The following is a 21,463-nucleotide window of genomic DNA, read 5'->3' as shown; positions in this document are numbered from 1 at the left end:
TTATCGCTTATTCCTGCCGGCGCCCCAACAGGGCTTCGTTCAGGCAGGCCTGATCAATTTCCGTCTTCTTGTTTTTGGCAGCCAGGCGGGCCGCCTCCCGGATCACATAGTCCGTATCCGACAGGGGCCGCCCTGCCATCGTGCGTACCAGTTCCCGGGTGTCCAGCTCCGGGCTTACCGGCCGTTTTTTGAGGAGCGCCTGCACCAGAGACGCCACCTCTGCCTCACTGGGCATTCCCACCTCCACCAAATGGTCAAACCGCCCGGTTCTCCGGACCGCTGCATCAATCAGGTCCAGCCGGTTGGTCATAGCCAGAACCAGCACCTGGTGAGCCGCCGCTTCCGGCAGCTGCCGCAGGAACTCGTCCACCTCTTCCACCTGGTGGAGATTGCTGCCCGCCCGGTCCCGGCTGGAAACAAAGGCTTCCATTTCGTCAATGACCACCACCGCAGGAGCGTGGGCCTTAGCCAGTGCAAAAACCTCCCCAATCCGCTTGCTGGTCTCGTGGATGTAGGGACTTCCCACACTGGCGGAATCAATGGAATAGCGGGGCCACCCCAGATATTCCACCAGCCGGTCCACCGCATAGGTCTTACCACAGCCCGGCGGGCCATACAAAAGTACGGCCGTAGGAAACGTGATGCCCATTCTTCTATAGGCTTCAGGATGCTTCACAAGATCAATAATATGCTCGTTAAAAAATTTCTCCAGCTGCGGCCGCCCAGGCAGCGCAAAGTCCCCCTCCGGGTACTTTCTACTTTCCTGTGGGGAGCCTTCTGCCCCCTGCGGAGAGACTTCCACCGCCTGCTGGGCTGGCAGCGGCACCGCAAGGCCCGCAGCCTGCACCAGTTCCTGCCAAGCCCCCTGGGTCAGGTCCGGGCACAGGGCGGACAGCCGTGCAAAGTCCGTTACCGCCACGTCCACGCCCCCAGTGAGAACCCGCCCCAGCACCTGTGCATCGGGCACCGCTACGCGCCCCGTCCACAGGGGCAGCAGAACTCCGGCCTGCTCCAGGTACAGGGCGTCCTGAAAACCAGCGTCCTTTTCCAGCTGCCGGCTGCGCTTTAGGGCCCGGCATAGGTCCAGTACTTCCGGCAGTTCCCAGGCCTCCGTACAGTTCTCCACCGGAACGATGCGGCTGTCCCTAAAGGCCCAGGCCCTGCTGCGCCCCAGAGAAACGGCTTCCCCCTGATTTTGGGGCAGCAGCCCGCTTTTCAGCCAGCGCCCGGCCAGCTCCTCCAGGGCCAGCAGCAGAACGTCCCCCGCAGCGGTCCTGTACAGCTGCCACTGGGGCCCGCCCATCAGGAGCTCAGCCGCAGCCGTACCCAGGACCTGATACCCCCTGAGAAGCCATGGGTTTTGCATCTCCTCACCCCCGAATAATATTCACCAGCCGGTAAACAGCTCCGCTATCTCCCCGGCTGGCAGCAGCCGGAACAACTCGAACACCACATTGCGCAGCTGTTCAATCCGGTCCTGCTGCTTAAACTGCTCACCCTGTTTTTGCAGGGCCTGGAATTTGCTCCGATCCGTAAACTGGCCCGGATTTTTTACCATTTCATTAAACATGCCTACGACGAACCAATCCTGCCGCCACAGGATATTCACTTTCAGAGAGCTCATTTTCTGAAGGGTCAAATCAAATTCATTATCGGGATTTTCCAGACAGCTTTCGGCATTTTTCTTGAGCGCCTCAAACCGTGCCTGTTCGCTGGGCCGGGCGTACCGCTGGATCTGGTCGGCATAATCCCGGACATTGTCCGCCAGTTCCCCTTCCCGGATTTTCGTCAGATTCCGTTCCCGGGTCTGGGCCAGCAGCTTTTTCACCTCATAAATGGTGTTCCAGGCTTCCCCCACATCTTCCGCACTTTCCGTACTGTGGTTCAGTTCCCGGGCCTGCACGGCCTTTTCCCGGGCTTCTTCCAAGAGGGGATCCTGCACCTGCTGCTCCAAGGTATCAATCCGCTGCAGCAGCTCCTTGGCATCTGCGTCCACCTTGGGCGAGGCCTTGCCAAAGTCCGGCGTCTTCCCTGCGGTAGTATAGAAATTCTTGGCCGCAAAGGACGCTCCAATGCTGGGCACCGCCACCGAGGCCACCAGCATCCCCGAATCCAGTACCTTATAGTGAAATTCCAGTTCCGCCCCAGCAGGAATCACATCATCGTCAAAATCGTCCCCGGTAATCTGCAAATACCCAATGGGCCGGTTGTCCGTTACCGGGTGGGCAATCTCCCCTTCCACCAGGTTGAAGTTCAAGGACTTATTGGCCCCGGAACGCAGGGTTTCTGCCGCCCGGTAGATTTTCGTCCCTTCCTTGGGCAGGGATTCCCCAGCCTTCACCAGGAAGTCCAGCACCTGCTCCCCGCCCACCTTGTCCAGCACAATGGCCGCAATGGAATGAGAAGCAGGAATGCCCACAATGGTAGCCGCCGTCTTGGTAATGGTAATCTGGTCTTTTTCAATGGGGACCAGCCCCCCGTTGGGAGCAAATACGAACACCTTAAAATGATTGTCCCCGCTTTCCGACAGAGGCACTTCCACGATTTTGCCGTTTTCCAGAGGCACCCGGCCGGAGGACCAGCCCGTATCCAAGCTGTCCACCTGGAACTGCATACCCTGCACATTGCCTCCCAGGACCTTGGCCGCCACCTTGGTCCGATTATCGGAGGTCCGGGCAATGTACACAAACTGCAAATCCAGGCCGCTACCCACATTCACCTGGCCCCGGTTCCCCTTTCTGGCGTGCTCAGCTGTGCTCCAGTCAATGGACTCCGCAAAAATGCTGGCCCCTTCCGCTACCGCCGTCATCGGGTTCACATCGGTGCTGCCGGGAATGCCCAGCTCAAAGGAAACCTTATCCCGCAGCGGCTTGTAGTTGGTGGGGCCCCCAATAAAGACAATTTTGGCAATATCTTCCGGCCGCAGACCGGCCTTGCCAATGGCTTCCCGGGCCGCCTCCACCGTTTCCCTAATGCGTTTATCGATCAAGGCATCATATCTCTTCCGGGTAATGGGAATGTCCAGATAGACTTCCGCATCTTCCTGGTCCCGGACATTCAGCTCCATTTCCGACAAAGTAATAGTGGCTTCTTCATTGGCGGACAGTTCCATCTTGGCCTTTTCCGCAGCCCAGGCCGCCATACGCATCAGCCGGTTGTTCTGTTTTTGCAGCAGTTCCTCCGGCAGCTTGAAATTTTCCCGCAGCCAGGGCTTCACCACATTGTCCACCAGTGTCCGGTCAAAATCCCGTCCCCCGCACATGGCAATGCCCCCGTGGGCAATGAGGTTTACCTTCCCCGCCACACTTTCCGCAATGGCAATATCCAGCGTTCCCCCGCCCAGGTCGTAGACCAGGAACGTTCCATCGGATTTTTCCTGCTCCATGATGTTCATGACAGCCGCCACCGGTTCCTGCATCAGCGCAACCTTGCTAAAGCCAGCCAACTCCGCCGCCTTCATGGTGGCCGTTTTCTGCATCTGGTTAAACGCTGCCGGCACCGTAATCACAATCCCCTGAATATCAGCCTCGTCCACCTTGCCGGACAAATACCCGTACAGCACCTTCAGAATTTCCGCCGAGCATTCCTCCGGTGTCTTCTCGATATGCACCGCAGGAAAAGCAATCTTGGTGCTGGTGCCCATGAATCGCTTGAACAACGTAGCTGCGTTCCCCGGTGCCATCGGCGCCGCATTATAGGCCCGCTGCCCATATTGGGTATTGCCCCGGCGGTCAATATAAATGGCGGACGGCGTCACATCATTTTGCTCCGGGCTCTTCCACACCTGCGTATGTTTCCCATCATAAGTACAAATTGCACTGTTGGTCATCCCCAAATCAATTCCCACATAAATAGCCATTATGCCTTCCCCCTCACCAAAATAGTTCCAAGCTTAACAAGTTGCCCATCTGTTCGCAAAATAATAGGCTCCACCATCTGTTCCACCACAAGAGACGTTCCTTCCGGAAATTCGTCCGCATTCAGCGCCTTTACCGCCATACCCGGGTCATAGACCGTACCCTCGTCATATTTCTTCAGCACAAACCCCGCCCTTTCCGCCTGCTCCCGCAGCTTCCGCAGGTACCAGTCATACCGCCCCCGGTACTTCTGCCGCTCCAACAGGTCCAATTTCTCCACCAACTTTGAGTAGCCCTTGGCAAAACGCCAAGATTCCAAGATTACCTGAATAAACGCCCCTTCCAGCTCAGACATTTAAATCCCTTCCCCTGCTTTTAAATTTGCAGACCTTTCCTGCATTTTTACTTACAACCCTGCTTGCAGCGCTTGGTTTGCATTGCTTGGTTGCATTTCTTACTCGCATTTCTTACTCGCATATCTTGCCCGCAGTGCTTACCTACACCATTTCCTTTCAACAATCGCTTCAAACCAACAATTTTCCATTGGCCCCAGCAAAATTCCAATTACTTTCAGTATAGCAGAATCCCTGTACCATAAAACTCCCACTTTCCCAGCCTAATATAATTTCCCTTTCCACCCCATAAAAAACAAACCCGACCGAGGTAATACCCTCAATCAGGTTTGTTTCCTATTCGATATGCAATTGCTATTAGGTCAAAATACCGGGGTGCCAAAGCTTTGTGATGGTCGCCAGCTGGAAGAAATACCTCCAAGAAAGCAAAATTGGCATACCCAGCGGGTCACCCCAACATTTGCGGCCTCCTGGCCGCCTGCCTTCCCGCACCAACACTCGTCTCCTCCATTTCGCCGTGGAAACGGCTGAAATGGGGGAGATGCGCCTATTCCAAAGCTATTAGAGGCGCAGAGGGGGCGCGGAAGTGCGGGAAGGTGGGGCGCACAGCGCCTCGGATGGGCCCCACCAAGATGCCCAGCGGGCTAATGCACTACCTAATTCTTAGCACTAGCCCCTTTTTAGCAGCTGACCAGTAGTGGCTTAGTAAGCCTTCTGCAAGCGTTGCGGTCGCGTCCAAATATCGTCGCAAGTTACCCAAAAGATATTTGGTATACGCGACCCATGTGATAGCTGCCCAAGAAGCAAGTCCGTTAGGACGCAGCTGATTGGAATGCAGCGAACCACTGAGAAGGTGTCGCATTTTCCTTTAAAGCCCCCTTCAAGCGTGAAGGGGGTGGCAGCCGATAGGCTGACGGAAGAAGTTTTTCCAGAAATCAGGCGACGGCTGAGGTTTAACCCCATCATTTCCGGCCTCCGGCCGCCTGCCTTCTCCGCACAACAACATTCCAAGGCGGGGAAGGTCGGCATTGCCTCCAGCAATGCCGGGTTGGGGCAACTACCTACATTCCTGCACTAGCCCTAGCAAGCACACGACCAGTGGTGGCCCTGAACGCTTCCTGCAAACGTTGCGGCCGCATCCAAACAGCCCAACAAATTCTGCAAGTGGCTGTTTGGTTAATAAGGTCCATGCGATAGCCGTCCAGGAAGTGAGCCCTGTAGGCGAAACTGACTGGAGTACGGCGAACCGCTCAGGAAGTGTCACCGCAAGGTGACGATAGAAGTTTAAACCACACATTACGCTTTTCACCTCAAGTCGCCCAAAGGGCGCCCAAAGCTCCAACCCTTTGGGAATCGTATCCATTTTTCAAGGCTGTGCCGCTGAGAAATGGAATATACGACCCCTGTGATAGCGGCCTGCAAAGCAAGTCCGTAGGACGCAGCTGCTGCGCTCACATCCAAATTCGCTGCAATAGCCTTTCGTTGACAGCTGACCAGTAGTGGCTCAGTAAGCCTTCTGCAAGGGTGGTATGCTATGAATAAAGTAGACTGGCATATAGTTAAACCTCCTGGATTCGTTGAAAGGAGAGTATGTAAAATGTCTATATCGAAAGTCAGTGCAGAGGATAAATTAAAGGCTGTCAAAGCTGTTCTTGCTCATGANTGGTATGCTATGAATAAAGTAGACTGGCATATAGTTAAACCTCCTGGATTCGTTGAAAGGAGAGTATGTAAAATGTCTATATCGAAAGTCAGTGCAGAGGATAAATTAAAGGCTGTCAAAGCTGTTCTTGCTCATGAAGAATCACCAATGGTTTCTGCAAAAAGGTTAGGGGTTCACTGGAAAGCAGTACAGTATTGGGTAGATGAATATATAGGAAATGGTCCTGAGGTATTTAACAAAAGACAGGTTAAAAGTTATTCTGCTGATCTTAAGATCCAATGCGTAGAGGAATATCTTAAGGGCGAAACGACTATGTCCCAGCTGGTACAAAAATACGGATTAAAAAGTTCTCGTCAAATCAGAGACTGGTTAAAGAAGTATAATAGTCATGAGGAACTAAAAAGTTCGGGTACTGGAGGTGCCAAGATCATGACTAAAGCTAGACAAACGACCTTTGACGAGCGCGTTGAAATCGTAAAATACTGCATTGAAAACGGGAATGCTTACCATGAAACCGCTGAAAAGTTTAAGGTTTCCTACCAGCAAGTCAGAAATTACGTCTTAAAATATAATAAGTACAATACCGAAGGACTCATAGATGGGCGCGGACACAGGAAGCCAGTAGAAGTCCCTGAAGAAGCCCCTACAGAATATGAGTGTATGAAAGCTGAACTCAAACTGGCTAATGCAAAACTCAAAGCCAAGGATATGGAGATTGATTTCCTAAAAAAACTCGATATTGTGGAAAGGAGGCGGGATTCACACAAATAAGATATGGAGCCATTTATGAAGCCATTAAAGAACTGCACGCTGAAAAGAATTACCCTATTCTTGGCCTGTGCAAATTGGGAAAAGTGTCCCGGGCCGGCTACTACAAATGGCTTCATAGAGAGCCTTCAGCACGCGAAATTGACGACAAGGAAATTGCTAAAAGAATAGAAGAGATATACAAGGCTGACCCAGCTAAAGGGTACAGACGAATAGCTGATGACTTACGAGCCCCAAATAAGAAGATCTATCCTGACACGAAACCAATAGCAATTGGTGACGGTCGCGTTCTTCATCTTTGTCGAGTGATAAATATAAAGTCTACGATTAAATATGCCCCTAAGGGCTGCACCCAGCGTGCAATAGATCCTGCATACATTGCAGAAAATATCTTGAATAGGGAATTTAAAGCCGATGCCCCTAACCAGAAATGGTGTACTGACGTCTCAGAATTTCACTACTATGAGGGGGTAGTTGTGCATAAGGTATATCTGAGCGCGATTATTGACCTGTATGACAGACGAATTGTTTCCTATGTGATAAGCAACCGGAACGATAAAAATTTGGTATTCAATACCTTCAATAAGGCATTGTTGAAAAACCCTGGCGCGCATCCCCTGTTTCACTCTGACCGGGGATTCCAATACACCTGCAGGGATTTCCGCAAGATGATTCTAGATGCTGGTATGACGCAGAGTATGTCACGGATAGGAAAATGCATTGATAATGGCCCGATGGAAGGCTTCTGGGGCATGCTGAAAAGAGAACGGTACTATACTCGTGACTTCGACAGCCGTAAAGCTTTGGTAACGATGATTAATAACTACATGGAGTATTACAACAGTGGCCGTTTGCAGCGGAATTTGGGCCGTTTGACCCCTATGCAAAAACATAATAGCTACCAAATGGCGGCGTAGAGGTTTATATTATTAGGAACTGTCTACTTGACGGGGAGCACACCAGGGTGGAGAAGGTGGCGCCGCAAGGCGACGGATGAGGTTTAACCCCATCATTTCTGGCCAGCGAACCGCTCGGGGATTCCCCGCACCATCGCCAGGAAGTCCGCAGACCGCACAAACTACCTTACTTACACTCCTCCAGCACCGCCAGCAGCTCTTCCTTTCCAAACCGCTTGCAGCAGCCGCCGGTGAGCACCGTACTGTCCGCAATGGCCTTCCAGTCGGTGTCCGCCGGAATGCCCATTTGGGCAAAACTGGTAGGCAGCCCCACTTCTTTGATGAAAGCCCCTAGAGCCTCCACAAAAGCCTGGGCCAATTCAGCCTGGGTCTTCCCCGCCGGGTCTACACCCCACACATTCACCGCCAGCCGGGCAAACTGCTCCGCCCCTTCTGCCAGCATATGCCGGTACAGCACCGGGTGGATTACCGCCAGCCCCTGGCCGTGGTTGCAGTCCGTGTAGGCTCCCAGCTGGTGTTCCAGCATATGAGCCTGAAAGTCCGTGACTTTGCCCAGTTTCAGCATACCGTTTTCCGCCATGGCCGCCGCCCACAGCAGCTCACTTCTGGCCTGCATATCCTCGTGATTTTGCACGCTGGCCCGCAGGTTCCGGATAATGCTGCGCTGGCAGGCCTCGTTGATTTCATCGCTCAGGTTGGTGCTCCGGGGCGTACCCATGTACGTTTCCATGCAGTGGCTCAGGGAATCAAAAGACCCAGAAGCCACCTGACTAAAGGGCATGGTCTTGGTGTACAGTGGATCCAGCACTGCAAAGCTGTAGAAAGCCCCCCACAGAGCGCCCTTCACCTTCTTGTCCGTGTGGGTGATGACCGCCCCGTTGTTCATTTCTGCCCCAGTGCCAAAGGAAGTCACCACTGCCCCCATGGGAATGAACTCCGTGGGCACCTTCTTCTCACTGTATTCGTAGTCCCACAGGTCCCCGTCCAGCTTGGCCTGGGCCGATACCACCTTGCAGCAGTCCAGCACGGAGCCGCCGCCCACGGCCAGAATAAAGTCCACCTTCCGGTCTCTGGCCAGCGCCGCCCCTTCCTGCACCTTGGCGTAGGTAGGGTTGGACATAATACCCGTAAATTCCACCACCTGCTTGCCCGCCTGCTGGAGCAGCCCCAGCAGTTCCTGGTAAATGCCGTTCCGTTTGATAGAACCGCCGCCGTAGGCCAAAAGCACCGTCTTCCCCACCTTGGCCAGTTCTGCCGGCAGGTTCTTTACCGCAGAAGCTTCTCCAAACAGGACTTTCGTATTGTATTGATACGTAAAAGCATTCATGCTATCCTCTCCTTTTTAAGCTTTCGGCTGCAAGGGTCCGTAATAATAGGAAGCCGTAGCGCCCCCGTCCATCAAAAAAGTGGACCCCGTAATAAAGGCAGCCCGTTCACTCAGCAACAGCTCGGCCACATTGGCCACTTCGTCCGCAGTCCCCGGGCGGCCTGCCGGGCACTTGGCAAACATATTCTTATAGAAATCTCCCCGGGGCCCGTTAAATTCATCCAGGGCCAAAGGCGTCACAATAATCCCCGGAGCAATGGCGTTAATCCGGGCGCCCCGTTTCCCCCATTCCACCGCCTGTCCCATAACCCGCTTTTCGTTGCAGCGCTTGGCCAGCTGGTAGGCGTGCAGCGTATCCCGGATATTGCCCGGCTGGAGCAGGTCCAACTGCAGCAGTTCTTCCGTGGGGGCCGTGGCCAGAGCCCGGTCCTCCTCCGGCGTCAGCTGGGGCATCCGCCAGCCCGATTGGCTGGAAATGGTCACCCCGCAGCCCCCAGGAGCAATCACCTTGCCCACTTCCTCGAGAAGCACCGCCGTGCCGTACAAATCCACTTTCAGGATGGCTTCAATAGGTGCCTGGGAGGGCGATACCCCCGCCCCATTCACCAGCCGGGTAATGGGCCCATACTCCTGCCCCTTGGCAATCAGCCGCCGGATGGACTCCCGGGAAGACAGGTCCATCTCCAGCACCTCCACGTCATACCCCGCCCCGTTCATAATCTGGGCAATGGCCTTGGCATTTTCTATATTTTTGTCGCCCATGACGATTTTCTTGCCATACCCCACTCTCCGGGCAATGGCCATGCTAATCTGTCCAGCGCCGGTCACAAGCATTACTTCTTTATCCATCATTCTATACTCCTTCTGGGAATCCTGCTTCCCTTTGTATTCTTGCCTTAATTATATAAAGCAGAATTCCCAGGAGCAATTCGACTTTCCGGCGTATTTGATAAGTTTTTCTAATGCTTAATCCTAAACCAAAAATCCTGATTTAAAAAATCCTGACTGGAGACCACTTCCCCAGTCAGGATTTTATTCAATTCTTATTTCAACTTCTTATATTCCTCTTCATCCACAGCCTCGCACCATTCATTGCTGGTGCCTTCTCCCGGCACTTCAATGGCCAGATGCTGGAAAGCAGAGTCAGGAGCAGCCCCGTGCCAATGCTTCACCCCGGCAGGAATATTCACCACATCGCCCGGTTTCAGTTCCTGGGCCGGCTTGCCCCATTCCTGGTAATAGCCCCGGCCAGCGGTTACCAGCAGAATCTGGCCGCCGCCCTTGGTGGCGTGATGGATGTGCCAATGGTTCCGGCAGCCCGGTTCAAAAGTCACGTTGCCCACCACCACTTGCTTCAGGGACAGCATATTCAAATAGCTGGTGCCGTCAAAAAACTTGGCATAATCCACATTCTCTCCCCCCATAGCAAAGGGGCTTTCCTTCTTGATGTCTTCCAAAGTTGTCATTCTGTTTTTCCTTCTTTCTGTAAGGTATAAATCAGATAATCCAGGCAGTCCAGTTTTTTCTGTTCGTCATGGATTTTTCCCAATAGTTCCCGCCGGTACCGGCGCAGAGAGGAAATCTTTTCCTCCGTGTTTTCCAGCACCTGATAGGTGGCCACAAAAGAGTCCGGGCACCCGGCGTCCGCCAGATTCTGCCGGACCTTATCCCATTCCTGCGTCACAGCGCCGCCACCTCCCTGCACCAGGCCTCCAGTTCCTTCTCCGGGGTGATCAATTGATCCCCGCCGGTGGAGTCAAACTGCACTTCCTTAGGCAGCAGGCACTTGGCCCCCTTGGCCGCCCCTTCCAGGTCTTTAATGGCGTGTCCCGGCCAGCCCCCGTGGGTACTGAAGGGCACCACCGTTTTTCCTGCCAGGGAATGCTCCGCCAGGAACGTGCTCATGGCCGGCGCCATGGTATACCACCAGGTAGGCGTACCCAGCACAATAATATCATAGTCCTTAGGATCCTTTTCCAGCGGTTTCAAGGCCGGCTGGTAATGCCGGTTCACTTCCCTTTGGCCCTGGGCCACCACGTCATTATAAGAACCCTCATAGGGCACTACTGTTTCCAGCCGCTGCAGCGCTCCGCCCGTTTCCTTTTGCAGCAGCTCTGCAATCCGCTTGGTGTTCCCGCAGGACCAGGAATAATATACAATCAACAGCTTTTTCATAGATTTTCTTCTCCCTGAAGCTGGCCCCCGGGGGCCAGATACTGCTGCTTTGCAAAAGGCAGCGTTTCTTCCCTATCATGATACCAAGTGGGCAAAATGATGTAAAATGCTTATTCTGCACTTTTCAGTATACAATTTGCGTATTGTGTTTCCGCCCTAAAACAAGTACAATATAAGAAAACAGTGAACTCTTTATAGAAGGTGAAGATATGGAACTACGTACCCTATATTATTTCCTGGCCGTTGCCCGGGAAGAAAATATAACGGAAGCCGCCAATGTGCTCCACGTAACCCAGCCCACCCTGTCCCGGCAGATTGCCGACCTGGAACGGGAACTGGGCAAACAGCTCTTCATCCGCAGCAACCGCAGCACCATTCTCACCGAGGAAGGTATGCACCTGCGCCAGCGAGCGGAAGAAATTCTGTCCCTGGTGTCCCAGACAGAAGAAGAACTGAAAAACGATGAAGTAGAAATCAACGGCTGCATCCGCATCGGAGCAGGAGAAACCCACCTGATGCACTGGATTGCCCAGCTGTTCAGCCAGCTCCACCAGCAGTACCCGGCCATTACCTGTGAATTTTCCACCGGCAATGCCGATACCATCGAAGAAAAACTGGAACACGGCCTGTTTGATTTTGGCGTGCTCCTGGAACCCATCAATATTACCAAATACGAATCCCTCCGGCTGCCAGGCTGCGACCGTATGGGCATCTTTACCTGGCAGGGCAGCCCCTGGTCCAAGTTGGATAAAATCACCCCCGAGGACCTGAAGAATATGCCCCTGCTCTACCCCGCCCGGTACAAAACCCGGAATTTCGACCTGGTCCGCTGGGCTAGAGGCCAGCTCAGCGCCGATGACCTGAATATTGTAGGCCGCAATGACCTGCTGGGCAACGCCTCCCACCTGGTAAAAGCCCAGGTCGCCAACGCCTTTTGCGTAGGCGACCTCCCCTCCCAGTACGACCCCGGAATGAAATTCATCCCCCTGGATCCCCCCATGGAAATCCACGCCGTAGTCGTCTGGAAAAAATACCGCCTCCTGTCCAAAACCAGCCAGCTGTTCTTGGACAGCCTGAAAGCCCTGTGCCAGCAGGAAAACAGCAAAAAAGAATAAAGCAAACCTAAACAAAAACGGATGATTCTGACCCTGCCAATTGCAGAGCCAAAACCATCCGTTTCTTCCTTATTAGGTCCCTTCAAACCAATCATAGTTTCACAGCTTATCGATACTAATGCTACAATTCAACCAATAGTTGACCAGTTGAGGCCTTGTATGCCTCCTTCAAGCGTTGCGGTCGCGTCCAAACAGCGTCACAGATATTCTAGAAGCTGTTTGGTACACGCGAGCCATGTGATAGCAGCCCAAGAAGCAAGCCCCCAGGGTGAAGGAGGACGGAGCACGGCGAACCACTCAGAAAGCATTCCATTCACCTACTGGTCAAATGACAAAGAGGGTTATTGCACTTCTCTACGTACTATGACTTCTTTTCCTATACTCGTTTCGCACATGACCAGTATGGGCCTAAGACCGGCCCCTTCAAACGTGAAGGGGCTGTCAGCCCGCAGGGATGACTGAGGAAGTTTATAATTCGGCCCCGCACTACACTCCGCCGACCGCACGACCAAAAATCCGGTACCGAGTTTTCTCCAGCAAAAATTTGCCCACGGGCAAATTTTCTGTGATTGCTTCTCAAAACCCTGCATCAGTACTAGCCCCTGCCGACCGCACAGATATTAAAAAAGGACTGAGCGAGGATTCTCCGCACCATCACCAGGAAGTTTGCAGACCGCACCAACCGCCGAAGGGCCCACCCATGGTATTAGCGGCCCCCGGCCGCCTGCCTTCTCCGCCCAACAACATTCCAAGGCGGGGAAGGAAGCAATGCCGCAGGCATTGCAGGATGGGGCAACCACCTACATTCCTGCACTAACCCCATTTAGCACATGACCAGTATGGGCCTAAGACCGGCCCCTTCAAGCGTTGCGGTCGCGTCCAAACAGCGTCACAGATATTCTAGAAGCTGTTTGGTACACGCGAGCCATGCGATAGCCGTCCAGGAATTGAGTCTGAAAGACGAAAATGACTGGAATACGGCGAACCACTAAGGGGCTGTCAGCCCGCAGGGATGACTGAGGAAGTTTTACCAAGCATAGTGCAACTCTAACTCAAAAAGTTTCCTTTCTCACCGCACCTTTGCTTATACGCCTAAAAGCTTTAGGGCTACCGCCCCTATTCATCTCCCGTCCCTTCCAACTGCTGCCGGGCATAATCCACAAAAGCCCCCACCGCCGGAGACAATTCCTGGTACTTGTTCCACACCAGGTACGTCTGGTCTATCAACCCCGGAGAGAGCGGAATCTGCCGCAGCTCCGGATCCATGCCCTCAAATTCGTGGGCCAGTGCCACCCCCAGGCCATTTTTCACCATCAGGGACCGATTGCTGTAGGACAGATTGCTGGTGACCCAAATATGCACCTGAGGAAAAGCAGGGCCGAACCAATGCTCCAGTTCGTTGCGCACCGAACGGCGCTGAGCCATAATCAGAGGATACCCTATCAGATCCTCCGGCGTTACCACCTCTTTGGCCGCCAGCGGGCAATCCTTCCGCACCAGCACGCACCAGGACTCCGGAATAGGATACTGAAGATAATTGTAGGTGCTGATATCCACCGGCTCCAGCACCAGGCCAAAATCCAAGGTCCCATTGGCCAGCCGGTCTTTTACCTCGTCAGCAATCAAGGTAAATAGCGAAAACGTCACCTCTGGATGTATCCGGCCAAACGCCGCCATATGCTGGGACAGCACCGCCACATTCTTGGTTTCCCCGCAGCCAAAACTGATATTTCCCGCTACCAAATGATTCCCCAATAGCTCCTGCTCCGCCTTGTCCGCCAGAAGCAGCATCTCCTGGGCCCGCCGCCGCAGCAGCCGCCCAGCATCCGTAAGAATCAGCCGATGCTTATCCCGTATAAATAGCTGCACCTTGTACTGCCGTTCCAACTGAGCCAGCTGCCGGGACAAGGACGGCTGAGAAACGTGCAGCTGAGCCGCCGCCCGGGTCATATTTTCTTCCTGGGCAATGGCCAAAAAATATTGAAGAGTGCGTAGTTCCATAGGAGCGCCTCCTGACAATAATAATTATAACCATATTATATAGCGTATGGAACAATTTTAGGAAGACAAAACTGCAATTTTGAGAAAATTTGACAAGTTATCCCTCTTAGCATTAGAATAAAAGAAAAAGCCTGCCTAAGGAGGGGAGCATCATGTATCATAAAGGCCTGACAAAAGGAATTATCCTGCAAAACGCCATTAAGATTATTGAAGACACCGGAATCAAAGGATTCACCATGAAACTGCTGGCGGACACCCTGGGCGTGAAAACCGCCTCCCTGTACAAGCATTATGATAACCTGGATGCCCTGATCACCGAGGTAGGACTGTATGCCCTGAACACCCAGCATACCAAAATGATGCAGGCCATCGGCCGGAAAGAACGGGACGAAGCCGTCATAGCCCTGGCCCAGGCCTACCGGAAATTTGCCAAAAAGCACCATGCCCTGTATGCCCTGATTATGGAAATCCCCACCTCGGAAAACGAAATCCTCCAAACCGCCGTTTCCATGGTCACCGAACCCGTGGTCAAAGTATTGAAGACCTTCTCCCTGGAAGAAAACCGCATGAAACACCTCCAGAGAGTATTCCGGGCCATCCTGCACGGCTTCATCAACCAAGAACGCGCAGGCTACTTCACCTACTTTACCGTAGATATCGAAGAAAGCTACAACCTGGCCATCCTGGTCTTCTTGGAAGGCGTCCACAGCGCCGAAAAAGAACACCTGACCATTACGGGAGAAAATACCCTACCAAACGCAGATATAGACGAAGACGACGAATAAATATAAGAAAAACCCAAAACGACTTGCGAGCCCAACAGTTCGCAAGTCGTTTTTTGTGAGGGTTGAGGTTCAACCCTATCATTTCGGCCCCCCGGCCATTTGCCTTCCCCTTAACAGTGCGCCGCTCCGCGCACTGTATGTGAAATAATAAAACTTCTATCGGCACCTACCGGTGCCACTTCCTACACGCTTTACGGTCGCATCCAAATGTCAATGCATTTTCCCGAGGACATTTGGTATATGCGACCTATGTGATAGCCGTCCGTGAGCCGAACCCGCAGGACGAAGGAGAACGGAGCACGGCGAACCACTCAGGAAGCATTCTATACCGCTACTGGTCAAGTGAGAGACCAGGATAGTGCCGGTATTTACGAATTATGTTGCCTTGCTATACCCGTTATGCACATGACTCGTATAGGCCTAAGACTGGCCCCTGCAAGCGTGTAGGGGCCGTCAGTCCGCAGGACTGACTGAGGAAGTTTATTAAGATACGGTTATAAAGAACATCCAAAACGACTTGCGAGCCCAACAGTTCGCAAGTCGTTTTTTTGTGAGGGTTGAAGTTCAGCCCTATCATTTCGGCCCCCGGCCATTTGCCTTCCCCTTAACAGTGCGCCGCATCGCGCACTGTAGAAGGGGAAGGAAAGGCCGCGCCCCAAGAGTAAAGCGCGGCCAGGATGGGGTTCCCACAGTACTACACTCCGCAGTCAGCGCCAATACCGCTGCGGCCCCTTACAGATTTGGCCTAATCACCAGGCGTCTGTATTTAGGTGCAAAAAAATATGATATTTATACCGCTATGTTGTATGTGCTAAACTTGAAATATCCATTTAGGACATCCTCCTTCCGAAATGAAGTGGTTGGTAGCCATCTTCATTTTACTGAAGGAGGATTTTTTAGTATAGTAAAAGCTTACCAGAACCCTATGTATAGCGTGGGATTTTCAAATCTGGCATAAAAAAAACTCCCTGAGCATTTTCGCTCAGGGAGTTTTCCCTATAGGACTAAAATCAGTTGGCCGCAGCTGGAATGCTAAGCTATTTCTCAGGGGGTTCTCTGGAATACGACATTCTCTCCCCGCAGCCTTCTCAATACTTCTTTTCCCCATCCAAAATCAGCATATGTTTTTGCTTGGGCAGTATTTCCGGCTCCCGCACTTTCTCATTCCATTCCGCCGGTGCAACCTCCTCCAGGGAAATGGTGATGGCTTCCTGGGGGCAGCCCCAGGTCTTCAGGAAAATCTCATTGATCTGTTCCACTACTTTTCTCTTGGTTTCTTCGTCTTTGGGAAATGCTTTCACTGCAATATACGGCATATGATTGCCCTCCTTTTATAAATCATAGGTGACAGTACCCACCCATTTGGCCGTTTCCAGATCCTGGTCATCAAGAATCGTGCTTTTTCCAGTATCCAGCGCCGCAATGGCACGCAGGTCTTCGTCAGAAAGTGCAAAATCGAATACGTCCAGATTCTCCCGCATCCGTTCCTTCTTCACCGTTTTCGGAATTACGGACACTCCTCTCTGCAGCAGCCAGCGGAGCATCACCTGCCCCACGGTTTTGTTATACTTGCTGCCGATTGCCTTGAGTACCGGCTGTTGGAATACCTGGTTCTTTCCTTCTGCAAAAGGTGCCCAAGCTTCCTGGGCAATGCCTTCCTTCTTCAGAAACGCTTCTTCCGCCTTTCTTTGGAACCAGACATTTGTTTCAATCTGATTGACCATGGGCTTAATCTCATTGTGCAGGAACAGGTCCTGCAGGCGCTCACTGGAGAAACTGGTGACCCCAATTGCCCGGATTAAGCCTTCCTTGTACAGGTCTTCCAGCGCTCGCCAGGCGCCGTAATAATCCCCATAGGGCTTGTGAATCAGATATAAATCCAAATACTCCAGCCCTAATTTCTGCAAGCTCTTGGCAAAGACCCGTTTGGTATTCTCGTACCCGTGGTCCTGCACCCAGAGTTTGGTGGTGATAAAAAGGTCTTCCCGTTTGATACCGCTGCTGGCAATGGCCCGGCCTACAGCCGCCTCGTTCAGATACGTTGCGGCCGTATCGATATGGCGATACCCGGTTTCCAGGGCATCGAGTACTGCCTGTTCACAAACCTGTTCATCCACCTGAAAAACCCCAAAACCCACCATGGGCAGCTTCACGCCGTTGGCCAATACTTTATATTCCATACGCTCTCCTCTCCCCGCTATAAATTCTGCTTCAGGAATTCTTCAATCCGGTCAAAGGGAATATAGTCATTGTCCCCGCCGTCATAAAGGTCACAGTGGGTGGCCCCCTTTACGGTAACCAGCTCCTTGCTGGCCGCCTGGGTCAGTCGTTTCAGCATCTTCACCGACTGCTGATAGGACCAGGCCTGGTCCCCATGGACCAAAAGACAGGGCTGGGTCACTTCGTCAGCGTAGGCGTAAATGTCGTTGGTATAGTGGCTCAGGAAAGTCGTAGGATTCCAACCGCAACCAGAATTTACCGAGCGCTTGTGATAACCCCGAGCCGTGCGGTAATAACCATAATAGTCTTTCATATAATCTGGGGAATCCACCGTAATGTCAGGCACCGTAATCAGTACCGGTACCGCCTCCCCCTGGGCCTGTCTGCTGCGAATTTCATTTAAGGCCCGACGGCCTGCCAGCCGCTCCTTGCCGCTAGTGAACGTATCAAATACCCCCATAGTGGCGCTGACAACGGCCTTCACCCGGGTATCTATGGCAGCCAGGGGAAAAGTATAGCAGCCCCAGCCGCAGACTCCCAGCACGCCAATGCGGCTGCTATCCACCACCTCCAAGGCTTCCAGATAATCAATGGCAGAGGCAAAATCCTCCAGATTGATATCCGGCGCTGAAATATTTCTCACCTTGCCGCCGGATTCCCCGGTAAACGACGGATCAAAAACCAGGGTAACAAACCCCCGCTCCGCCAGTTTCTGGGCATAATACCCGCCGGACTGTTCCTTGACGGCGCCGTAGGGGCCCACCACCGCCAGCGCCGGCAGCCCTGCCGCAGCCCCCTTGGGCATATACAAATCCCCCGCCAAAGTAATCCCAAAACGATTCACGAATTGCACCTTTGCCTGGTCCACCTGTTCGCTTTTGGGGAAAGTCTTGTCCCACTCCTGGGTCAGCATCAGCTGCTCCGTTAATTTTGCTTTATACTTGGTGTTTAAATTCATTGCAAACTCCTTTCGGACAGTACCATTTTCTTTCACGTTCTATGGTTCCATTGTATTAGCTGACCGATAGAATGTAAAACAGTTATATTCGATGCTTTACCATGTATAATAGTCATGGTACACTAAAGAAAAACGGTAGAAAGGACCTTCCTATGGAAATCAGAGTTTTAGAATACTATATTGCCATTGTCCAGCAGAAAAGCATTACCAGAGCAGCCCAGCTGCTGCATATCTCCCAGTCCACCCTCTCCCGGCAGATTATGGACCTGGAGCAAGAACTGGGCGTCACCCTGTTCCAGCGCGGGCGCAGAGAAATCTCCCTGACCGAAGATGGCAATTTTCTCTACCGGCGGGCACAGGAAATCCTGCGGCTCACCCAAGACACCCAGCAAAAAATCCTGGCAGGCCAATCCCTGTCAGGCACCCTGAGAATCGGCATCGGCGAAGGCGCCGTCAATGCCTTGATTCTCTCCGCCCTCCTCCCCTTGATTGAACACCATTCGGGCGTCAAACTGGACTACCAGACCCTGGCTTCCGACAAGATTTTCCGTGACATCGATCTGGGCCTGTTGGATTTTGGCGTAGTCTGGACCAACGACAACCTGTCCCCCTACGAATCACTGGAATTGCCCTATACCAATCACTGGGGCGCCGTAGTCCCCGCAAAAGACCCCCTGGCCGCCAAACCCGAATTGGTTGCCGCGGACCTGAGGCACCGCCGCGTCCTGCTGCCCCAGCAGCTTGACGTTATATCCGATTTAAGCAAATACCTGAACCACTACGTCCCAGGCATACGTGTGGCCGGTTATTACGATATGAACTATAATATGCTGGCCATGGTACGCTCCGGCATCGGCATCGCCATCACCCTGGATAAAGCCGAATACCAGGAATTAGCAGAATTTGCCTTTGTCCCTCTGAAAGCCCTAAAAACCCTTGGCGTAAAACTCATCTGGAAAACAGGCCAAACCCTGACAAGATTGAACCAAGCCTTCCTGACCAACCTACAAAAGCAAATACAAGCCTAAAACAAGAGAAAAACCGCCGGCCTATAAAAAAAGACCAGGACCCATAGGTCCCAGCCTTTTGCGTGCATATCCTAAGCCTCCGAGCTTTGCGAATTGCCGATGTCATCATATTTGCTTTTTTGAATGCCCGCGCAGCAATGCACTTCCCCGGCCAGCAAGTCCCTTACCCCTGCCGGCCGTAGCCCCGCTGCTTCAGCAGACGTGCGGCTGCGGTCCGTCTTTCGTAGCCGGCATGCTCGTCCCGGTAAATCTGGATTAGTCGCTCATCATCATAATAGTCGTACCGGTCCATATAGTCCTGAATCCGCTGCTGCTTTCTTTCCAGACTATCCGCTGCTTCCCGCACTACTGTACCGGCCACAGAACCTACTGCACTCCAAAAGCCCATCTGTCATTTCCTCCCATTTCCGTTCAAGCAGGTATTACCGCCCTGCCCCTGACAGGACACCTCTTGAACATTCAGATTTCGTTATCTATAATAGTAACAAAAGTATTATAAAAATTCCAGTTGTAGGGGAAATTTGAAAGGAGAAAAAAATGGGATTTTTTGATTCATTCAAAGAAGCCGTGAGCAAAGAAACCAACAACGATCGCCGCTATCGGGACAGAGCCTTCGAAGACGTGGACTCCAATCACGGCTGGTACGTGTGCAAAAAATGCGGCAGACATTTTAGAAAAGGAGATATGGACATCGACCATATTATCCCCCAAAAATACGGCGGCAACAACACCAGAGGCAACCTCCAGTGCATCTGCAAACACTGCAACCGCTCCAAAGGCGCCAGTCTGTCCGACACCGTCCCCGATTTGGTCAGCCGCAGAATTGAGCTTGCCAAACGGGATCTGGGGAAATAAGGGGTAGATAATGATGCTGGCGGAGGAACAGTCCACGCCCAGTGCTAAAAGGGAATAAAGCTGGAGTTCAAAAAAAAGATACCCGGAAGACCCCCGCCGCCGGTGGCCGCAAATGGTTGAGTTAAACTTCTATCGGCGCCCACCGGCGCCACTTCCTACACGCTTGCAGGAAGCTTGCGTAACCACCATGGTTCAATTTCTTATCAGTACTATATTTTAGATTTAACTTGACCAATGGTTTCATGGAAGCCTGCCACAAGCGTGTGTAGGTGTCAGCCAAGGGCTGACGGAGGAAGTTTATTCCGGCATTTCGGCCGTAGGCCGTTAATACCTGGTTAAACTTCTATCGGCGCCTACCGGCGCCACTTCCTGCACGCTTGCAGGAAGCTTGCGTAACCACCACGATTCAACTTCTTATCAGTACTATATTTTAGATTTAACTTGACCAGTGGTTTCATGGAAGCCTACCACAAGCGTGTGGTAGGTGTCAGCCAAGGGCTGACGGAGGAAGTTTATCTCAGCGTTTTGCGGCCGCAGGCCGCTGCCTTCCACTTACCTGTTCGCAGCTCCGCTCGAACAGGAGAAGGGGAAGGAACGTTCCGCCCCCAGCATTAAAGCGGAACAAGGATGGGGTTCAACACCAAGATGTTCGGAAGGCTAATGCAGATACACTCCAAGAAAAACCATAACACTTGGATTGCCCCAACCGCCGGTGATTCCACCGGCACCTTCCCCACCTTGGACCACTGTTGGGTGGAGAAGGCAAGCGGCTTCCGGCCGCCAATGCCTAGATGAACTTCTATCGTCGCCTTCCGGCGACACTTCCTTCACGTTTGAAGGAAGCTTGCATAACCACCACGGTTCAACTTCTTATCAGTACTATATTTTGGATTATACTTGACCAGTAGTGTCACGGAAGCCTACCACAGTGGTTCGCAGCTAGCCAATCAGCCGCGCCCTGCGGGCTTGCTTCTGGGGCTGCTATCACATGGCTCACATTAGCCAAGAGCATTTTGATAAACTGACATGCTCTTGGATGTGAGCGCAAAGCGTGTGGTAGGTGTCAGCCAAGGGCTGACGGAGGAAGTTTACCTCAGCATTTTGCGGCCTCAGGCCGCTGCCTTCCACTTACCTGTTCGCAGCTCCGCTCGAACAGGAGAAGGGGAAGGAACGTTCCGCCCCCAACATTAAAGCGGAACAAGGATGGGGTTCAACACCAAGATGTTCGGAAGGCTAATGCAGATACACTCCAAGAAAAACCATAACACCTGGATTGCCCCAACCGCCGGTGATTCCACCGGCACCTTCCCCACCTTGGTGTGCTCCCCGTCAAGTAGACAGTTCCTAATAATATAAACCTCTACGCCGCCATTTGGTAGCTATTATGTTTTTGCATAGGGGTCAAACGGCCCAAATTCCGCTGCAAACGGCCACTGTTGTA

19 protein-coding genes are annotated in these 21,463 nt (G+C 52.6%); 6 read left to right on the top strand and 13 right to left on the bottom strand.

What is annotated here, in order from left to right; genetic code table 11:
- Positions 1-7: 7 nt before the first annotated feature.
- From C7E10_RS00100 to C7E10_RS00090, 3 genes are read right to left on the bottom strand one after another with little or no spacing between them, the layout of a single operon-like run.
- A complete protein-coding gene (locus C7E10_RS00100; protein ID WP_105325368.1) occupies positions 8-1,366 on the bottom strand; it encodes an AAA family ATPase in 1,359 nt (452 codons plus the stop codon).
- Between the two features lie 21 nt (positions 1,367-1,387).
- Positions 1,388-3,859, bottom strand: a complete 2,472-nt coding sequence (locus C7E10_RS00095; RefSeq protein WP_105325367.1) for an Hsp70 family protein — start codon at positions 3,857-3,859, stop codon at positions 1,388-1,390.
- Entirely contained in the window at positions 3,859-4,212 is a 354-nt protein-coding gene (locus C7E10_RS00090; RefSeq protein ID WP_105325366.1) for a hypothetical protein, read from the bottom strand. Before C7E10_RS00090 ends, C7E10_RS00095 begins: the two co-directional genes overlap by 1 nt.
- Before the next feature lie 1,532 nt (positions 4,213-5,744).
- Between C7E10_RS00090 and C7E10_RS00080 the strand changes: the two genes are divergently transcribed.
- Both C7E10_RS00080 and C7E10_RS00075 read left to right on the top strand, forming a co-directional pair.
- Entirely contained in the window at positions 5,745-6,644 is a 900-nt protein-coding gene (locus C7E10_RS00080) for a helix-turn-helix domain-containing protein (protein ID WP_105325364.1), read from the top strand.
- Positions 6,641-7,558: an IS3 family transposase gene (locus C7E10_RS00075; RefSeq protein WP_105325363.1), complete on the top strand. Its 918-nt coding sequence runs from the start codon at positions 6,641-6,643 to the stop codon at positions 7,556-7,558. The genes C7E10_RS00080 and C7E10_RS00075 overlap by 4 nt, the downstream gene beginning before the upstream one ends.
- 166 nt (positions 7,559-7,724) lie before the next feature.
- On the opposite strand, the gene C7E10_RS00070 is transcribed toward C7E10_RS00075, so the two are convergent.
- The 5 genes from C7E10_RS00070 to C7E10_RS00050 form a co-directional block, all read right to left on the bottom strand.
- A complete protein-coding gene (locus C7E10_RS00070) occupies positions 7,725-8,885 on the bottom strand; it encodes an iron-containing alcohol dehydrogenase (RefSeq protein WP_105325362.1) in 1,161 nt (386 codons plus the stop codon).
- 15 nt (positions 8,886-8,900) lie between these two features.
- A complete protein-coding gene (locus C7E10_RS00065; protein ID WP_105325530.1) occupies positions 8,901-9,734 on the bottom strand; it encodes an SDR family oxidoreductase in 834 nt (277 codons plus the stop codon).
- A 194-nt stretch (positions 9,735-9,928) separates the two neighbouring features.
- Positions 9,929-10,351, bottom strand: coding sequence for a cupin domain-containing protein (locus tag C7E10_RS00060; protein ID WP_105325361.1), 423 nt, complete (start codon positions 10,349-10,351; stop codon positions 9,929-9,931).
- Positions 10,348-10,569, bottom strand: a complete 222-nt coding sequence (locus tag C7E10_RS00055; protein WP_105325360.1) for a hypothetical protein — start codon at positions 10,567-10,569, stop codon at positions 10,348-10,350. Before C7E10_RS00055 ends, C7E10_RS00060 begins: the two co-directional genes overlap by 4 nt.
- The gene (locus C7E10_RS00050) at positions 10,566-11,060 is read right to left on the bottom strand and encodes a flavodoxin family protein (RefSeq protein WP_105325359.1); all 495 of its coding nucleotides are present in this window, start codon (positions 11,058-11,060) and stop codon (positions 10,566-10,568) included. The genes C7E10_RS00055 and C7E10_RS00050 overlap by 4 nt, the downstream gene beginning before the upstream one ends.
- Positions 11,061-11,269: 209 nt before the next feature.
- On the opposite strand from C7E10_RS00050, the gene C7E10_RS00045 reads away from it, so the two are divergent.
- The gene (locus tag C7E10_RS00045; RefSeq protein WP_105325358.1) at positions 11,270-12,175 is read left to right on the top strand and encodes a LysR family transcriptional regulator; all 906 of its coding nucleotides are present in this window, start codon (positions 11,270-11,272) and stop codon (positions 12,173-12,175) included.
- Between the two features lie 1,116 nt (positions 12,176-13,291).
- Here the strand turns inward: C7E10_RS00045 and C7E10_RS00040 are convergent.
- Positions 13,292-14,176, bottom strand: a complete 885-nt coding sequence (locus C7E10_RS00040) for a LysR family transcriptional regulator (RefSeq protein WP_105325357.1) — start codon at positions 14,174-14,176, stop codon at positions 13,292-13,294.
- 152 nt (positions 14,177-14,328) lie between these two features.
- Here C7E10_RS00040 and C7E10_RS00035 point away from each other — a divergent pair, with 152 nt between their 5' ends.
- Entirely contained in the window at positions 14,329-14,961 is a 633-nt protein-coding gene (locus tag C7E10_RS00035) for a TetR/AcrR family transcriptional regulator (protein WP_105325356.1), read from the top strand.
- Positions 14,962-16,049: 1,088 nt separating this feature from the next.
- On the opposite strand, the gene C7E10_RS00030 is transcribed toward C7E10_RS00035, so the two are convergent.
- The 3 genes from C7E10_RS00030 to C7E10_RS00020 are packed head-to-tail and all read right to left on the bottom strand — an operon-like array spanning position 16,050 to position 18,139.
- A complete protein-coding gene (locus C7E10_RS00030; protein WP_105325355.1) occupies positions 16,050-16,277 on the bottom strand; it encodes a tautomerase family protein in 228 nt (75 codons plus the stop codon).
- A 15-nt stretch (positions 16,278-16,292) separates the two neighbouring features.
- A complete protein-coding gene (locus C7E10_RS00025; protein ID WP_105325354.1) occupies positions 16,293-17,141 on the bottom strand; it encodes an aldo/keto reductase in 849 nt (282 codons plus the stop codon).
- Between the two features lie 17 nt (positions 17,142-17,158).
- A complete protein-coding gene (locus C7E10_RS00020) occupies positions 17,159-18,139 on the bottom strand; it encodes an alpha/beta hydrolase (RefSeq protein WP_105325353.1) in 981 nt (326 codons plus the stop codon).
- 152 nt (positions 18,140-18,291) lie between these two features.
- Here C7E10_RS00020 and C7E10_RS00015 point away from each other — a divergent pair, with 152 nt between their 5' ends.
- A complete protein-coding gene (locus C7E10_RS00015; RefSeq protein WP_158572368.1) occupies positions 18,292-19,167 on the top strand; it encodes a LysR family transcriptional regulator in 876 nt (291 codons plus the stop codon).
- 163 nt (positions 19,168-19,330) lie between these two features.
- On the opposite strand, the gene C7E10_RS00010 is transcribed toward C7E10_RS00015, so the two are convergent.
- The gene (locus C7E10_RS00010; RefSeq protein WP_105325351.1) at positions 19,331-19,555 is read right to left on the bottom strand and encodes a hypothetical protein; all 225 of its coding nucleotides are present in this window, start codon (positions 19,553-19,555) and stop codon (positions 19,331-19,333) included.
- A 149-nt stretch (positions 19,556-19,704) separates the two neighbouring features.
- Here C7E10_RS00010 and C7E10_RS00005 point away from each other — a divergent pair, with 149 nt between their 5' ends.
- Entirely contained in the window at positions 19,705-20,022 is a 318-nt protein-coding gene (locus tag C7E10_RS00005) for an HNH endonuclease (protein WP_105325350.1), read from the top strand.
- Positions 20,023-21,463 lie beyond the last annotated feature (1,441 nt).

Origin of the sequence: Acidaminococcus hominis (assembly GCF_900291475.1) — a bacterium.
Lineage (GTDB): Bacteria > Bacillota > Negativicutes > Acidaminococcales > Acidaminococcaceae > Acidaminococcus > Acidaminococcus hominis.
Note: the sequence above shows the minus strand (reverse complement) of the source record. Positions and strands in the feature narration are given on the sequence as shown.

Bases quoted from the DNA above. Each gene is read 5' to 3' on its own strand.
- C7E10_RS00100 (WP_105325368.1), bottom strand. From the start codon at position 1,366: ATGCAAAACCCATGGCTTCTCAGGGGGTATCAGGTCCTGGGTACGGCT.
- C7E10_RS00095 (WP_105325367.1), bottom strand. From the start codon at position 3,859: ATGGCTATTTATGTGGGAATTGATTTGGGGATGACCAACAGTGCAATT.
- C7E10_RS00090 (WP_105325366.1), bottom strand. From the start codon at position 4,212: ATGTCTGAGCTGGAAGGGGCGTTTATTCAGGTAATCTTGGAATCTTGG.
- C7E10_RS00070 (WP_105325362.1), bottom strand. From the start codon at position 8,885: ATGAATGCTTTTACGTATCAATACAATACGAAAGTCCTGTTTGGAGAA.
- C7E10_RS00065 (WP_105325530.1), bottom strand. From the start codon at position 9,734: ATGGATAAAGAAGTAATGCTTGTGACCGGCGCTGGACAGATTAGCATG.
- C7E10_RS00060 (WP_105325361.1), bottom strand. From the start codon at position 10,351: ATGACAACTTTGGAAGACATCAAGAAGGAAAGCCCCTTTGCTATGGGG.
- C7E10_RS00050 (WP_105325359.1), bottom strand. From the start codon at position 11,060: ATGAAAAAGCTGTTGATTGTATATTATTCCTGGTCCTGCGGGAACACC.
- C7E10_RS00045 (WP_105325358.1), top strand. From the start codon at position 11,270: ATGGAACTACGTACCCTATATTATTTCCTGGCCGTTGCCCGGGAAGAA.
- C7E10_RS00040 (WP_105325357.1), bottom strand. From the start codon at position 14,176: ATGGAACTACGCACTCTTCAATATTTTTTGGCCATTGCCCAGGAAGAA.
- C7E10_RS00035 (WP_105325356.1), top strand. From the start codon at position 14,329: ATGTATCATAAAGGCCTGACAAAAGGAATTATCCTGCAAAACGCCATT.
- C7E10_RS00030 (WP_105325355.1), bottom strand. From the start codon at position 16,277: ATGCCGTATATTGCAGTGAAAGCATTTCCCAAAGACGAAGAAACCAAG.
- C7E10_RS00025 (WP_105325354.1), bottom strand. From the start codon at position 17,141: ATGGAATATAAAGTATTGGCCAACGGCGTGAAGCTGCCCATGGTGGGT.
- C7E10_RS00020 (WP_105325353.1), bottom strand. From the start codon at position 18,139: ATGAATTTAAACACCAAGTATAAAGCAAAATTAACGGAGCAGCTGATG.
- C7E10_RS00015 (WP_158572368.1), top strand. From the start codon at position 18,292: ATGGAAATCAGAGTTTTAGAATACTATATTGCCATTGTCCAGCAGAAA.
- C7E10_RS00010 (WP_105325351.1), bottom strand. From the start codon at position 19,555: ATGGGCTTTTGGAGTGCAGTAGGTTCTGTGGCCGGTACAGTAGTGCGG.
- C7E10_RS00005 (WP_105325350.1), top strand. From the start codon at position 19,705: ATGGGATTTTTTGATTCATTCAAAGAAGCCGTGAGCAAAGAAACCAAC.